At 63.0% G+C, this 13,717-nt stretch carries 15 protein-coding genes; 8 read left to right on the forward strand and 7 right to left on the reverse strand.

Translation table 11 applies throughout. The annotated features are described in order from the left end of the window. Positions 1–439 precede the first annotated feature (439 nt). The gene (locus AC0L2K_RS10980) at positions 440–568 is read right to left on the reverse strand and encodes a hypothetical protein (RefSeq protein WP_473531351.1); all 129 of its coding nucleotides are present in this window, start codon (positions 566–568) and stop codon (positions 440–442) included. A 54-nt stretch (positions 569–622) separates the two neighbouring features. Continuing rightward, positions 623–1,594, reverse strand: a complete 972-nt coding sequence (locus AC0L2K_RS10985; protein WP_473531352.1) for a quinone oxidoreductase family protein — start codon at positions 1,592–1,594, stop codon at positions 623–625. Positions 1,595–1,687: 93 nt separating this feature from the next. Here AC0L2K_RS10985 and AC0L2K_RS10990 point away from each other — a divergent pair, with 93 nt between their 5' ends. Together AC0L2K_RS10990 and AC0L2K_RS10995 are read left to right on the forward strand one after the other, a co-directional pair. Next, positions 1,688–2,080: a winged helix-turn-helix transcriptional regulator gene (locus AC0L2K_RS10990; protein WP_473531353.1), complete on the forward strand. Its 393-nt coding sequence runs from the start codon at positions 1,688–1,690 to the stop codon at positions 2,078–2,080. A 259-nt stretch (positions 2,081–2,339) separates the two neighbouring features. After that, positions 2,340–2,612: a hypothetical protein gene (locus tag AC0L2K_RS10995; protein WP_473531354.1), complete on the forward strand. Its 273-nt coding sequence runs from the start codon at positions 2,340–2,342 to the stop codon at positions 2,610–2,612. Between the two features lie 137 nt (positions 2,613–2,749). Here the strand turns inward: AC0L2K_RS10995 and AC0L2K_RS11000 are convergent, their stop codons facing one another. Next, positions 2,750–2,998 (reverse strand): DUF1127 domain-containing protein, encoded by a 249-nt coding sequence (locus tag AC0L2K_RS11000; RefSeq protein ID WP_473531355.1) that lies wholly within the window; start codon positions 2,996–2,998, stop codon positions 2,750–2,752. Between the two features lie 135 nt (positions 2,999–3,133). On the opposite strand from AC0L2K_RS11000, the gene AC0L2K_RS11005 reads away from it, so the two are divergent. Continuing rightward, positions 3,134–4,639, forward strand: coding sequence for a winged helix-turn-helix domain-containing tetratricopeptide repeat protein (locus AC0L2K_RS11005; RefSeq protein ID WP_473531356.1), 1,506 nt, complete (start codon positions 3,134–3,136; stop codon positions 4,637–4,639). A 41-nt stretch (positions 4,640–4,680) separates the two neighbouring features. On the opposite strand, the gene AC0L2K_RS11010 is transcribed toward AC0L2K_RS11005, so the two are convergent. Continuing rightward, positions 4,681–5,073 (reverse strand): GFA family protein, encoded by a 393-nt coding sequence (locus tag AC0L2K_RS11010; protein WP_292549716.1) that lies wholly within the window; start codon positions 5,071–5,073, stop codon positions 4,681–4,683. A 234-nt stretch (positions 5,074–5,307) separates the two neighbouring features. On the opposite strand from AC0L2K_RS11010, the gene AC0L2K_RS11015 reads away from it, so the two are divergent. After that, positions 5,308–5,916, forward strand: a complete 609-nt coding sequence (locus tag AC0L2K_RS11015) for an ArsR/SmtB family transcription factor (protein ID WP_473531357.1) — start codon at positions 5,308–5,310, stop codon at positions 5,914–5,916. Beyond that, complete coding sequence (locus tag AC0L2K_RS11020) at positions 5,907–6,032, forward strand: hypothetical protein (RefSeq protein ID WP_473531358.1); 126 nt, start codon at positions 5,907–5,909, stop codon at positions 6,030–6,032. The genes AC0L2K_RS11015 and AC0L2K_RS11020 overlap by 10 nt, the downstream gene beginning before the upstream one ends. Here AC0L2K_RS11020 and AC0L2K_RS11025 read toward each other — a convergent pair. After that, positions 6,027–6,983: a LysR family transcriptional regulator gene (locus AC0L2K_RS11025; protein WP_473531359.1), complete on the reverse strand. Its 957-nt coding sequence runs from the start codon at positions 6,981–6,983 to the stop codon at positions 6,027–6,029. The two genes, AC0L2K_RS11020 and AC0L2K_RS11025, sit on opposite strands and share 6 nt — an antisense overlap. On the opposite strand from AC0L2K_RS11025, the gene AC0L2K_RS11030 reads away from it, so the two are divergent. Next, positions 6,946–7,281, forward strand: a complete 336-nt coding sequence (locus AC0L2K_RS11030) for a hypothetical protein (RefSeq protein ID WP_473531433.1) — start codon at positions 6,946–6,948, stop codon at positions 7,279–7,281. The two genes, AC0L2K_RS11025 and AC0L2K_RS11030, sit on opposite strands and share 38 nt — an antisense overlap. A gap of 97 nt (positions 7,282–7,378) precedes the next feature. Here AC0L2K_RS11030 and secDF read toward each other — a convergent pair whose 3' ends face one another. Continuing rightward, complete coding sequence (gene secDF, locus AC0L2K_RS11035) at positions 7,379–9,934, reverse strand: protein translocase subunit SecDF (RefSeq protein ID WP_473531360.1); 2,556 nt, start codon at positions 9,932–9,934, stop codon at positions 7,379–7,381. Positions 9,935–10,069: 135 nt separating this feature from the next. Next, positions 10,070–10,708 carry a hypothetical protein gene (locus AC0L2K_RS11040; RefSeq protein WP_473531361.1) on the reverse strand — a complete coding sequence of 213 codons (639 nt, stop codon included), beginning with the start codon at positions 10,706–10,708 and terminating at the stop codon, positions 10,070–10,072. 232 nt (positions 10,709–10,940) lie between these two features. On the opposite strand from AC0L2K_RS11040, the gene AC0L2K_RS11045 reads away from it, so the two are divergent. Continuing rightward, positions 10,941–11,903: a sugar-binding protein gene (locus AC0L2K_RS11045; RefSeq protein WP_236377999.1), complete on the forward strand. Its 963-nt coding sequence runs from the start codon at positions 10,941–10,943 to the stop codon at positions 11,901–11,903. Between the two features lie 224 nt (positions 11,904–12,127). Further along, positions 12,128–13,672, forward strand: a complete 1,545-nt coding sequence (locus AC0L2K_RS11050; protein WP_287226911.1) for a sugar ABC transporter ATP-binding protein — start codon at positions 12,128–12,130, stop codon at positions 13,670–13,672. Positions 13,673–13,717 lie beyond the last annotated feature (45 nt).

The following is a 13,717-nucleotide window of genomic DNA, read 5'->3' on the forward strand; positions in this document are numbered from 1 at the left end:
GCGTCCATGTCCTGCCAACTTCCGGACGCCCTGTGTGCATGGTATCCATCTCTCCCAGTCGCCGCCCGTCGCCGGTACAGAACGGAGAACGCAGCTGACCTTGCCTTTACGAGACTTCGCTATCCCGCTTGCGAGGCGTGGAGCGTTCCAGTCGCCGCGCTAACAGCCAACCGACGACACGCCCACGCAGCCTCTGGGACGCTGACCACTCTCCCAGAAGGCCGGAAATATTTCCTGCTCTGTGTAACCGGTTGACGCCACCGTGGCGGGTGCTTTGTCACCGCGATGTAACAGCGAGATGCCCTACGAACGCCGGCATCACACCAGACGTTCGCGCTTAGAGGTGCTGAGGTCGGCACGTGGCGCAAAGCCGATCCTCCGCTCCGAGAAGTGATCTTAGAAATCAATGGGCGCAGCAATGACATAGCGGTGCCCAGTTTCATCCTCTCCGACGCGCCATTTGCAGCCGATAGTCGGTGACCGCAAACGGCAGCACATTTTTTTGTTTCTGGCAGATCAGCGGCGATCGGCGGATGGGAAAGCGCCAGCACATTTTCATGGCTGTCATAATCCTGTTCCGCCGTCGCAACGCCTGGTGATGTCTGATGGATCCACCCTTTGCTCAACTCACCCGCAAGGCGAGCTTGCCGACGTAGTGGGTGGCAAGCGCTCGGTGCGCATCGACAACCCTGTCGAACGGGAATGTACGGGCGACATGGACGTCGAACGGGCCAGAGTCGATCAGGCGGTTAAGCTTGTCGGTCGCGTCCTGGCTGCGGGCGCCGTTGTAGCGAACGAGCTCCACGCCGGGCCGGACAGTTGGATCGGGCATCGCGCCGTGCGGGCAGGCGACCCGACCGCCGTCGCGCATTGACGTCAGCGCGCGGTCGGCCGCCTCACCGCCTACGGTGGCAAGGGCAGCGTCGAGGCCACCGGCGGCGAATTCACGAGCGGCCGCCACCACGTCGTCCTTGCGCCCGTTGACGACGGCGTCGGCGCCCAGCCGCTGCGATGGCGCCACGCCGTCATCGCCCGAAGCCACCGCCAATACGCGGGCGCCCAATCGTTTTGCGAGTTGGATGGCCATGTGACCGATACCGCCGCTGGCGCCGAAGATCATTATTGTATCGCCCTGCTTTAGGCCGACCTCTTCCAGGCCGCTGAGCGCGGTCAACGCATCCCAGCCCATGACGCCCGCTTGCTCGATCGTGAGCTTGGCGGGGATGAGCGAAACGTTGTCCGCATCCGTCACTGCGTAGGTGGCGTAGGTTCCACCCTTGGGAACTGGCATGGATGCAGCGTACACCCGGTCGCCTTCCTTGAAGCGGCTAACTTGGCCGCCAACGCCGACGACTGCGCCGGCGCAGTCCCAGCCCAGCACATAGGGGAATGTCGACGGCATTCCGAAAGCCCCGTCGTAGCGACCCTCACGCTCGAGCGCGTCCCACGAGGCCACGCCCGCCACTTCGACCCGGATTAGGACATCGCGCGGCCCGACCTCGGGCACTGGCATGGCTCGCACAGCAACCAGCTCGGCTCCACCGAACCGGTCGATGGCGGCGGCCTGCATTGTATCCGGTTTTGCATTCGTCATGCTCTTTCTCCTAGGAATACTGTTGGTCATCAATCCGACATCCCATATTTGATTGGCGCAGCGCTCGGCTCGCTTGTCGTCCGAGGCAGAGCTATGATTTGGGAAGCGCGACATCAATACGTACGCAGGCGTAAGTGGTTACCTGCCGGTAAGGAGGGCAAGGTGAACAAACCCACCGAGAATGGTTTTGCAACCGCGATAAAGATGGTTTCCGGCAAGTGGAAGCTGGACATCATCTGCGAACTCGGCGCGACATCACGCAGGTTCGGCCGGTTGCGGCAGTCGATTCCGGCGATCAGCGAAAAGATGCTGACGCAGCAGCTGCGAGAACTCGAGGCAGACGGGCTTGTGAACCGAAAAGTCCATCCGGGTTCTCCGGCGAAGGTCGTCTATTCGTTGACCGAAACCGGATCGACGCTCTGTGCCGGGGCAGAGGGCTTATGCCGCTGGGGTGAACAGTTCCATTGCTCCGGTCAGCCGGAATGATCTTCCCCTTGACCAGTGACCCGGTGGATCCGATTCTGGCTGTTCAGCCGGGGCGGCGGGGGCAGTTTATCGGGCGCAAGGCGGACGGCTGCGAGCGGTGATCTCAGAAAAGGCGCAACAACAATATACGAGTTCCCAGTTCACCCTGTCCGGCGCACTTCTGTGGGCTGGACTGCAGTGCACGCTCCGCATGCCCAGCCGTTGAGTTCACCTCGACTTGGCTTTGCGTTGCGCTATCTAGCCAAAAATGGAGGCCGCCATGCGTATGAAGTTCCTGCTGGTGACATCAGCGACGATGATGGCGACGGTCGTTGCCCACGCGGACAGTCAGTCCTCGAACACAAGCTCGAACAGCTCGTCGAACAACGGCGTTGTGCGTGAGCGGATTGCCGAGACCTACTGTGAAGACGACTATTGTGAGACCTACGTCAAACGCAGGGTTTACCAGGAGGACCGATCCTCCCGTCTTTACCAGGATTATGATCGTCGCCGCTATCGCGACCGCTACCCGGATGATGACGACGACGACTAGGGAAAAAAGCCGCCCCCGCTGACGCTCGATTTTGGCACCGGATCGGCGGCCCTGCTTCTCGCACCGTTCTGAGATGCTTTTGGCGCACCAAGGGCGACGATGGCAGCATCGGCTTCGCGACCTTGCGGCGACGAGGATTATCGCCGCCAGAAGGGCTTGGCGATCTCTGCTTCGACCTGCCGTCTCGTCAGACCGATGTCGTCGATCAAATGGGGATTGTCCTTCGACATTTGCTCAAGTTCCCAGCGAAAGCGTTTCCGCTCGTCCCAGGCCGCGATAATGCTTCGCAGGGTGGTCGCCAGGCTGTAGTGCCGACGCGACATTTCCGCCGGCTCCACGGGCGTTGCCCCTGCCTGATGCGGGGCCGATGCAAGAGTATCGTTCATAGCAACCTCCATAGGTTTGAAGGTCCGGGGACCCTCGACCTGAAAGAGGCTGAATTCTGCAGGATACGAACAGCGTCGTAATTAAGCTCTGCCAAATAGTTCTCAAAACTTCCAAACGGGCTATAGATACGCCGCATGCAGGGATCGCGCTTTGCCTTTGGTCCGTTCGTGCTTGATTCCGGTGCGGGAACGCTGCTTCGCAACGATGTCCCCGTTGCCGTTGGCTACCGCGGGCTAAAGCTGCTTGCGGCGCTCGTTGGACGAGCCGGCGAAATCCTTGGCAAGGCCGAGTTGATGGATGCGGCGTGGCCGGGCACGGCCGTCGAGGAGGGCAACCTCACCGTGCAGATCGCGCTGCTGCGCAAGCTGCTTGGCCCGGCTGCAGATGGCGGCGAATGGATCGCCACGGTTCCGCGCGTCGGCTACCGCTTCACGGGGGCCGTCGAACAGCTCGGCGCGAAGCGAAAACCTTTACCGCTGCCCGGCAAGCCATCGATAGCGGTGCTGCCCTTCGTCAATGTCAGCAACGATCCCGATCAGGAATCCTTCGCGGATGGCTTGACCGAGGACCTGATTACCGACCTGTCCAGGATCTCCGGCCTGTTCGTCATCGCACGCAACTCGGCCTTCGCCTACAAAGGAAAGGCGATGGACGTGCGCGATATCGCACAGGACCTCGGCGTGCGCTACCTGCTGGAGGGGAGCGCACGACGCGCTGCGGGGCGCGTGCGCATCAACGCCCAGTTGGTCGACGCGGTGAGCTGCGATCATCTATGGGCGGAACGCTTCGACCGCAGCCTGGAAGACATCTTTGCCGTTCAGGACGAGGTCACCGGCGAGATCGTGGAGGCGTTGCTCGGCAGGCTGCGCGCGCCGCCGCCGCGCAACCGGCCCAAAAATCTCGAGGCTTACGATCTATGCGTGCGGGCGCGCAAGCTGATGGACGACACGCCGCAGACGGCGCGCGAAGCGCATCTGATGCTCACCCGCGCGGTTTCGCTCGATCCGGAATATGCCGAGGCCTATCGCTGGCTTGCCATGAACCACTGGATGGGGTGGGTGCATTCCGGCGGACCTACCGAAACGTCCCGTAGCGTTGCGTTGGAGCTGGCGCGCAAAGCCGTGTCGATCGACCCGAACGATGCCGGCTGCCGTTGGGTTTTGGCTTACCTGCTTGCCTATGAGCGCAGCTTCGCCGAGGCGGATGCGGAATTCGCCAGGGCGATCGAGCTCGACCCGAACGAGGCCGATGCCTGGGCGGCATTATCCGACATCGCGGTCCTCGCCGGACGGGTCGAGGAGGGCCTTGAGCACATTCGCAAGGCGTTCCGGCTGAACCCGTTTCCGGCAAGTTGGTACTATCTGACGCTGGGCCAGGCGCAATATGCGGCCGGCGAATACGAAGCCGCTGTCGAGACACTGCGCAGGGACGAGACGTATCGTACAAGCTCACGCCGCTTCCTGGCGGCAAGCCTTGCCCAACTGGGCCGGCTCGACGAGGCGCGCGCAGAGGCCGAACTGTTCCTCGTCGGCAACCCGCATTTCACCACCCGCCACTGGGCCGCGACGGAGCCATTCCGGGATGCCGCGACGCTCGAGCATTTCGTCGACGGCTTCCGCAAGGCCGGCCTCCCGGAGTGAGGTGCCGACCTCCCAAAACGCTTTCGCACCGCTTCTGGCGACTACGCCTCAAAGCGACTCGTGGCGTCACGATCGCGTTCGTACCGTCTCGTGAGCGGAAACGGCGGCAACCAGGACTCGCGACGTATGATCCAGCTTTCGTAGGTTGGCATCAATTGGTCGGGGGCGTCCAGGGATCCCAGGTTCACTTCGATTTCGTCTGCGGTGCGTCCGAAAATTGTCGAGCCGCAGCGGGGACAGAAAAACCGCCCGGCGTAGTCGCGCGTCTCGCCTTCGATCGTCACCGCATCCTGGGGGAACACCGCGGAAGCGTGAAAAAGGGCGCCATGGTGCTTGCGGCAGTCGAGACAATGACAAATGCCAACCCGGTATGGGAGTCCCGACGCCACAATCCGGACGTCGCCACACAGGCAACCGCCAGTGAATCGGTCCATGCTGCGTCTCCTCCAAAAATCAAGCGGTCGCAATGGCTACAACGAACGGCGCCGTCATTGCAATTGCCCCGCTGCGGGCGGTCGCGGGCGGGACGCGCCGTCTTCCGTAGTGGGCGATAGGTCGCTTGCCACAGCCGCATGCCATTTGGAGGTTGGGACGAAGCGACCCTTTCGCTCTTGACAATTGCACTCGTCAACGGCATTGACAGGAAAGATTGTCAATGTGGGGGCTGCATGCTCGATATCGAAGTCATAGATCGGCCGAGCGCGGCCGCCGCCGCGTTGGAGCCCGTTCGGAGTCAACTCCTCTCAGAGCTGCGGGAGCCGGCCTCGGCCGCCACCCTCGCCACACGCCTCGGCCTCAAGCGGCAGAAGATCAATTACCACCTGCATGCTCTGGAGGAGCACGGGCTTGTCCAGGTTGCAGACACGCGCAAGTGGGGTGGCCTGACCGAGCGGCTGATGGTGGCGAGCGCCACAAGCTATGTCGTCTCGACGAGCGCGCTGGGTCCGGTCGGCGCCGATCCGAACCGCACCCCGGACCGCCTGTCGGCAAGCTACCTCATCGCACTCGGCGCTCGGCTGGTGCGGGAGATTGGCGCTCTCCAGCGCGCCGCCACCGATGCCGGCAAGCGCCTGGCGACCTTGGCGATCGACACCGAAATCCGCTTCCGCTCCGCCGCGGACCGCGCCTCGTTCACGCGTGAATTGACTGAGGCCATCACCACGCTGGCGGCACGCTATCACGACGAAACCGCGCCGCAGGGACGGTCGCACCGCCTTGTCGTGACGGCGCACCCCTCACCAGCCAATCCGCAAGCAAAGGAGGGTCAATGCCAATAAGAAGAGATGCTGCCGGCAATCGCTCGGTCGAGGCGCAAGTGGACGTCCCCGGTAGCGGAAACGCAATTGTCAATTTCATCCACGCGGGCGGCGCCGAGAAGCTTTCCGAGCTATGATCGCCCGCTGTGGTGCTTCTGCGCAGTCTGCTCCACTCCTGCAAGCAGATCGAAGAGCCATGCCACGCCCGCATCCATCATCGCGACCTTTGGAGCGACGGCGTTGAGCCGGAAGCCGGGCAGCGGCAACGGGGCATCGAGGCTCAGCACGCCGAAACGCGCCGCATGCATGGCAACGAACCGACGCGGCAGGGCCGAGATGAGGTCGGTCTCGGCGATGACGGCAAGCGCGAACATGAAGTTCGGAACCGTCAACGCGACCCGTCGCGCCCGGCCTTGCTTGGCCAGTTGTTCATCGACGAAGCCGTAAGGATCGCCGCTGTCCGAGACGACCAGATGCTGCATGCTGCAGTATCGCTCCAGGCTCGGATCACGCGCGAACGGATGTCCGAGGCGCATGGCAATTACAAAGTCTTCTTCGTAGATGCAGCGCTTTTCGAAGCGAGGCGGGATGTCATCGGACGGAATGATCGCGATATCGATGGCGTGCGCCTCAAGATCGACAATCGCGCTCCGCCAGACGCGGGCTGGCGAGGGCAAGATCTGACGCACGCCGACGTCGATGCGTGGCGCAATCCGGCTGAGTTCGGCGAGGAGCGGGCGCAGGATCACGGCTGAGACACCGTCCGGTGCGCCGATTGCCAACCGGCGCATGGCCGTGGCGGGATCGAAGGGCGCGGCAGTCGCCATCACGCTGCGCACGCGCGCGAGAACGTCGGCGATCGGCGCGGCCAGTTCCGTTGCACGCGCCGTCGGCACCACGCCCTTGGGCGTTCTCAGGAACAGCGGATCGTTGAGGAGCCGGCGCAGCCGGCCGAGTCCGTGACTGACTGCCGATGGCGTCAGGTTAAGCCGGTCCGCCGCCCGGCCCACGTGGCCCTCTCCGAGCACGGCCTCGAAGAGGACGAGGAGATTGAGATCGGTGCGCGAAAGGTCAATTTCATTCAGCATATTCCTGAAATCATATCATTGGCTTCATCAAGATCAACATGCAATTCTGCCGGCTGAGCTGTACATCGCTCGGACGAACGCGAATGGCGGCTTGCGCATCGGCATGCAGACGCGCTCGTCCGGGGTGTCAGCCTGGAGCAGGGGGCCGCGCTGGCCCGCCGCTGACGCTTGTGCCGGCATTCACGACGAAATTGCCGCGCTCAGAACCTCCCAAGGTTCAGCGCCGCCGCCGTCCTTGCCGGTCGCCAAGATGAAAGACTGGCTGCACGGCAGCGAGGCGATGCGAGAGACGGTCTAGCCAGTTGGCGCATGACCCCGAACATCGGAATCGATTTCGCAAGCGATCATGCGCCAGATCAAAAGCTACAGCGGACCCAAAGAGATGGCACCGCCCATTACAAGGCCTGTTGCGCCGGCGGCTCTTTCGCCACGGCGGCTTCCTCCTCGCTGAGGGCGCCCGGCCGGAGCTTGAACAGGATTAGCAGCGGCCCGGCGACGAAGATGGAGGAATAGGTCCCGGCGAGGATGCCGAAGATCATTGCGACCGTGAAGGACTGGATCACCTCGCCGCCCCAGATCGAAAGCGCCGCCAGCGCAAACAGCGTGGTCACGCCGGTCAGGACCGTTCGCGCCAGCGTCTGGTTCATCGACAGGTCCAGCAGCTCGGCAATCGGCATCCTTTTATAGCGGCGCAGATTCTCGCGGACCCGGTCATAGACGACAACCGTATCGTTGATGGAATAGCCGACAATAGTCAGGATCGCGGCAATCGAGGTCAAATTGAACTCTATGCCGGCGACGACGTAGAAGCCGACCATCAGGATCACGTCGTGGAACGTCGAAATGATGGCGCCGAGCCCGAACTGCCACTCGAACCTGATCCAGATGTAGACGAGCATCGCCAGCAGCGAGGCGAGCACGCCCATTGTGCCGTTGAACGCGAGTTCGGAGGACACTGTCGGACCGACAACCTCGATGCGGCGGAACTCGTAGTCGGTTTCGAGCGCGCTTCTTACCTTCTCGACGGCGGACTGTTCGGCAACGTCGCCGCCCCCCTGGGTGCCGATGCGGATCAGCACATCCCGGGCCGAGCCGAACTCCTGCACCTGCACCTCGCCCAGTTCGAGACCCGTCAGCCGCTCACGGATGTCGCCGATGTCGGCCTGCTGGCCCTTTGCCTGCACCTCGATGCTCGAACCACCGCGGAAGTCGATGCCGTAGTTCATGCCGACAGTGAAGAACAGCACCGCCGAAGCGATCGACAACAGCACGGACAGCGTGAAGGCGTATTTTCTGAATGCCATGAACGGCACGCGCGTGTCGTCGGGCACCAGCCGCATGACACCGGCGGGCATGGTTTTCGGCCGCTGCCGGCGAAGCCAGAACGCGACCAGCCAGCGCGTCAGCGTGAACGCCGTGAACACGGTGGTGACGATACCGATGGCGAGGGTGACGGCAAACCCCTTGATCGGCCCCGAGCCGAGGAAGAACAGGATGACGGCGGCGATCAGCGTCGTCACATTGGCGTCGACGACAGTCGCCAGCGCCTGTTTGAACCCGGAATCCATCGACTGCACGATCGAGCGCCCTTGGCGGTTCTCTTCGCGGACGCGCTCGAAGATGATGACGTTGGAATCGACCGCCATGCCCATCGTCAGCACGATGCCGGCGATGCCAGGCAGCGTCAGCGTCGCCCCGAGCACGGACAGGACGGCGATGATCAGTGCGACGTTGGCCAGCAGCGCGATGTTCGCGATCAGCCCCAGCCGCCCATAGGCGAACAGCATGAAGCCGACGACGAGGACCCCGGCGATCATTGCCGCGAACTGGCCCGCCTCGATCGAATCGCTGCCGAGGCTCGGACCGACGGTGCGCTCCTCGACGATGGTGAGGTCGGCAGGCAGTGCACCGGCGCGCAGCAGGACCGCAAGATCGTTCGCGCTCTCCACCGTGAAACTCCCGGATATCTGCCCGGTGCCGCCCAGGATCGGTTCGCGGATCTGAGGCGCGGAGATCACCTCGTTGTCGAGGATGATCGCGAACAGGCGCCCGACATTGGCCTGGGTAGCCTGACCGAAGCGGGTGGCGCCGCGGCTGTCGAAGCGAAACGAGACCACCGGCTCGTTGGTGCGCTGGTCGAAGGTTGCCTGCGCATCGACAAGGTTTTCGCCGGAAACGATGATCCGGTTCTCGATCAGATGCGGAACCCGCGGCTCTTCCGTCGAATACATAACCGTCGAGCCCGCCGGCGGGCGGCCGGAGATCGCCTCCTCGACCGGGATCGACTGGTCGACCATCTGGAAGGTCAGCTTAGCCGTCTGTCCGAGGATATCCTTCAGCCGCTGCGGATCCTGCAGGCCCGGCACCTGGACCATGATGCGATCCGATCCCTGGCGCTGGATGATCGGCTCGGTCGTGCCGAGTTCGTTGACGCGCCGGCTCACCACCTCGATCGATTGGGTCAGCGCCGCAGCGATCCGGTAGTCGATCCCGGCTTCGGTCAGCGTGAAGCGCAGCAGGCCCGGTTCGGGCTCGGTCATCTCCATCTCGGTCACCGAGCCGCTCATGAACATGCCCGTCGAGATCGGCTGCGCCAATCTTTCGAGCGCGCTCTTCGCCGCTTCGATCTGGCCTTGGTCGCGAATGCGGACCTGGATGGAATTGGCGGTGCCGGCAAGCCCGGTATAGCCGATCTGGGCATCGCGCAGCGATGTGCGGACCTCGTCGCGTACCGATTCGAGACGTTCGTTGGCAAGGTCCTGCCGATCGATCTGAAGCAGGATGTGCGAGCCGCCCTGCAGGTCGAGCCCCAGCGTCAGCTGCTGCTTTGGCAGCCAATTCGGCAGCGATGCCAGAGTGGAGGCGGGAACCAAATTGGGAGCTGCGTAAAGAATACCGGCCAGGACCGTCAGCCAGATGAGAATGGTCTTCCAGCGCGAAAAATGCAGCATGTTCTTGTCCGTTCAGCCCATATCGGGCGCAAACCGCCTCCGACAAGAGCTTTGGCGTTCCGATCGGCGAGCAACTCGACGAACGGAACGCGGTGTGAAAGTTTTGCGGGTCTAGGGCCGCGGTCGCGGCCAGGTTCACGCCGTGAGAAGCGGAGGCGCGCGCGCATCAAAGGCGCGGATCGGCGACAGTTCCGGCCGGCCGTCAGACCATATGCCAAACGGCGCGGCTGACGCGGTTTCGAGCGGCAGCCGCAAATCCGGGATAATGCAAAACGGTTTGCCATCTCTCGCAATGACAGGTGTCTTGACACGGGAAGTCTCAGCACCGACGTGGCGCGCAATGCTGCGGGCAAGGGCAGTCGGGTGTGTGACCGGCTCGGTCGCGCCGATTTGGCCTTTGGCTAGGTCTTGCGCAACCTGGTCGGCTGTTGCCGCAGGAATGGTCCAGATCAGAAAGAGCAACGAAGCCAGCAGCCGCAGACCGGCACCCAGGCTGAGCACGAGGCCGGGCCCGTCCCGTCCTCGGCCGCCTCGTCTCATCCCATCGCTACGGCTTTCATACACTGCGACCAATACGCTTTCGCTTTCGTTGCCTCGGTAAGCGGCGAGCCGCTTTCCTGGTCTAACTACAGCACTTGCGTTGCGAATTGAAGCGCAGCTTTCACGGGACTGGAAGGTGGCTGCAGAAGCTGTTCTCAGGTAGCCGAACCGGATACTGGTATACTCGTATACCAGTATCCGCGAGTTTGCCTCCCACAGGAGCCTCATCTGCATAGCTTTGGCCACCTTCGTCCGGGACGTTTGCGCTGCGGGGCAACGCTACACAATCACGAAATATCAGACAAATCGGACTATTTACGAGCAGCCAATGAGTCTCTAGAGTTCAGATCGTGGCTGGGATGGCGCCGTTCTTTCGCTGCCAGCACCCTTGAGGAGGAGGGCGTCCAAGCCGCATTCGACAAAGTTCAGATCAGCGAAAATGACTGGATCAAATGGGAGGTTGAACATGAAATCTGCGATACGAAATGCGTCCGTCGCCGCAGCGGCCCTGGCTCTCGGTCTGTCCTTCACGGCGATCGCCGGTGCCCAGGACAAACCGACGCTGGCCTTCGTCGTCAACGGCGCTTCCGATTTCTGGAAGGCGGCCGAAGCCGGCGTCAAGAAGGCCCAGGCCGAATTGCCCAACTACAATCTCGAGCTCAAATATCCGGAACAGTCGTCGGTCGCCATCCAGCAGCGGCTGATGGATGATCTGGTGACGGCCGGCGTCAAGGCGATCATGGTTTCGGCCGTCGATCCCAAGACCTCGACCGACGGGCTCAACAAGATCGCCTCGGAGACGGCGCTGTTCACCACCGACAGCGACGCGCCGCAGACCAAGCGTATCGCCTATATCGGCTCGTCCAACATCGATGCCGGCAAGCAGGCGGCCGAGATCGCCAAGAAGGCGATGCCCGACGGCGGCAAATGCCTCGGCTTCGTCGGCCTGCTCGGCGCCGACAATGCCAAGGAGCGCATCGAAGGCATGAAGGAAGGGCTCGCCGGCACCAAGATCGAGCTGATCGACGTGCGTGGCGACGACATCGACCAGGCCCGCGCCAAGAAGAACGTCGAGGACGCGCTGGTCGCCAGCCCAGACGTCACCTGCATGGTCGGCTTCTATTCCTACAACACCCCGCGCATCTATGAAGCGCTGCGCGACGCCGGCAAGCTCGGCCAGATCACGGTCGTCGGCTTCGACGACGATCCGATCACGCTCGGCGGCGTCAAGGAAGGCACCGTTGCCGCCACCGTCGTGCAGCAGCCGTTCGAGTGGGCCTACCAGGGCATGAAGCTGATGGCTGCCTATCTCGAGGGCGACAAGTCGGGTATTCCAGAGAACGGCCTGATCATCATCCCGACCAAGATCATCGGCAAGGACGACGTCGACGCCTATGCCGCCAATCTGAAAGCGATGTCCGGAAACTGAGCGTCGTCGGCGCTGGCCCCTCATCCCCTCATCCCCTTCTTCCCGTGCAGAACGGGAGAAGGGCAGTGGTTGCAACGCTGGCGAATCCTCCGTTTTTTACGGGGAGAGGGTTAGGGGTGAGGGGCAGCGCGACGCTGGCGTGACTGGCTCCGCTTGTTATTGACGGGCCTGATCAGGCTCGTCAATCTGCGGGGAGGCTGGCCCGCCAACTGCTGTCAGGCATGATGAACTATTCCGACGCATCCATCGGCGCATCCACGATTGCCCCGTTCCTCAGTCTCGAGGCCGTGCGCAAGACCTATCCCGGCGTGGTCGCGCTGGACGGGTTTTCGCTGGAGGTCAGGCCTGGCGAGGTTATCGGCCTCGTCGGCGAAAACGGTGCCGGCAAGTCGACGCTGATGAAGATCCTCGGCGGCGTGACCACACCCGACACCGGCACGATCACCGTCGACGGCGTCGCCCATGACGGGCTGACGGTCGAGGCCAGCATCGGTTCCGGCATCGCCTTCGTCCACCAGGAACTCAACCTGTTCGAAAACCTCGACGTTGCCGCCAACATCTTTTTCGGCCGCGAGCCGTTGCGCGCCGGTCCGCTCAGGCTTGTCGACCGCACCAGGCTGCGCATGCTGGCGGCGCCGCTGCTCAAACGTGTGGGCGCCAATTTCTCGGCCGACACCCCGGTATCGGCGCTGTCGCTTGCCCAGCAGCAGATGGTCGAAATCGCCAAGGCGCTGTCGATCGAGGCGCGGCTGGTCATCCTCGACGAGCCGACGTCGAGCCTGCCCCTTGCCGAAACCGACAAGCTGCTCGATGTCATCAAGGCGTTGAAGGCCGACGGCATCAGCGTCATCTTCATCTCGCATCGCCTTCACGAGGTCGAGCGGGTCGCCGATCGCGTCGTCGTGCTGAGGGACGGCATGCTTGCCGGCACGCTGCCGAAGAACGCCATCAACCACGATCAGATGGTCAAGCTGATGATCGGCCGCATGCTGAAGGAGCGGGAGAAGGCCGCAGAATCGGCGCGCCCGCCCGGCGCCGTCGCGCTGTCGGCCAAGGCCGTTCGCACCAGCGCCTATCCAGACCGACCGGTCGATCTCGGCGTCAGGCGCGGCGAAATCCTTGGCCTGGCGGGTCTTGTCGGCTCCGGCCGCACGGAACTGGCGCGCGTGCTTTTCGGCATCGAGAAGAGCCTTGGCGGCGCGCTCCAGCTTGATGGAAAAGATTTGGCTCTTGGTTCGGCGGCCGACGCTGTGGCCAACGGGATCTTCCTCGTCCCCGAGGATCGCAAGCTGACCGGCATCCTGCTCGACCTGTCGATTGCCCAGAATATTTCGCTTCCCAATCTGCCGGCTCATGCCCGGCGATTCCTGGTTTCTGCCCGCGCCGAAGCCGTCACCGCCGAGAAGCAGAAACGCAATCTCGGCATCAAGGCGCCCTCGGTGGCGACTCGCACCGGCACGCTGTCGGGCGGCAACCAGCAAAAGGTGGTGCTGGCCAAGTGGCTGGCCATGAGCCCCAAGGTGATGATCCTCGACGAGCCGACCCGCGGCATCGACATCGGCGCCAAGGCGGAGATCTACGGGCTGATGCGGGCGCTGGCCGATGCCGGCGTCGCCGTGCTGATGATATCGAGCGACATGGAGGAGGTGATCGGCGTCTCCGACCGCATCGCCGTCATGCATGAGGGCCAGATCTCAGGCATTCTCGACAAGGAACAGTTCAGCCAGGAAAACGTGCTGCTGCTGGCCGTCGGCAAGCAGCCGAAATAGCTTTTGTTTGGCGCAGGTTCCGGTCGCAAAACCGCGCAACACTTT

The organism is Mesorhizobium sp. WSM4817, assembly GCF_055811135.1.

What these genes read in the sequence shown, in the direction of transcription:
- AC0L2K_RS10980 (WP_473531351.1), bottom strand. Translation starts at nt 568, where the DNA reads ATGACAGCCATGAAAATGTGCTGGCGCTTTCCCATCCGCCGATCGCCG.
- AC0L2K_RS11025 (WP_473531359.1), bottom strand. Translation starts at nt 6,983, where the DNA reads ATGCTGAATGAAATTGACCTTTCGCGCACCGATCTCAATCTCCTCGTC.
- AC0L2K_RS11040 (WP_473531361.1), bottom strand. Translation starts at nt 10,708, where the DNA reads ATGCAGATGAGGCTCCTGTGGGAGGCAAACTCGCGGATACTGGTATAC.
- AC0L2K_RS10990 (WP_473531353.1), top strand. Translation starts at nt 1,688, where the DNA reads ATGATTTGGGAAGCGCGACATCAATACGTACGCAGGCGTAAGTGGTTA.
- AC0L2K_RS10985 (WP_473531352.1), bottom strand. Translation starts at nt 1,594, where the DNA reads ATGACGAATGCAAAACCGGATACAATGCAGGCCGCCGCCATCGACCGG.
- AC0L2K_RS11020 (WP_473531358.1), top strand. Translation starts at nt 5,907, where the DNA reads ATGCCAATAAGAAGAGATGCTGCCGGCAATCGCTCGGTCGAGGCGCAA.
- secDF (WP_473531360.1), bottom strand. Translation starts at nt 9,934, where the DNA reads ATGCTGCATTTTTCGCGCTGGAAGACCATTCTCATCTGGCTGACGGTC.
- AC0L2K_RS11005 (WP_473531356.1), top strand. Translation starts at nt 3,134, where the DNA reads ATGCAGGGATCGCGCTTTGCCTTTGGTCCGTTCGTGCTTGATTCCGGT.
- AC0L2K_RS11015 (WP_473531357.1), top strand. Translation starts at nt 5,308, where the DNA reads ATGCTCGATATCGAAGTCATAGATCGGCCGAGCGCGGCCGCCGCCGCG.
- AC0L2K_RS11000 (WP_473531355.1), bottom strand. Translation starts at nt 2,998, where the DNA reads ATGAACGATACTCTTGCATCGGCCCCGCATCAGGCAGGGGCAACGCCC.
- AC0L2K_RS10995 (WP_473531354.1), top strand. Translation starts at nt 2,340, where the DNA reads ATGCGTATGAAGTTCCTGCTGGTGACATCAGCGACGATGATGGCGACG.
- AC0L2K_RS11045 (WP_236377999.1), top strand. Translation starts at nt 10,941, where the DNA reads ATGAAATCTGCGATACGAAATGCGTCCGTCGCCGCAGCGGCCCTGGCT.
- AC0L2K_RS11010 (WP_292549716.1), bottom strand. Translation starts at nt 5,073, where the DNA reads ATGGACCGATTCACTGGCGGTTGCCTGTGTGGCGACGTCCGGATTGTG.
- AC0L2K_RS11050 (WP_287226911.1), top strand. Translation starts at nt 12,128, where the DNA reads ATGAACTATTCCGACGCATCCATCGGCGCATCCACGATTGCCCCGTTC.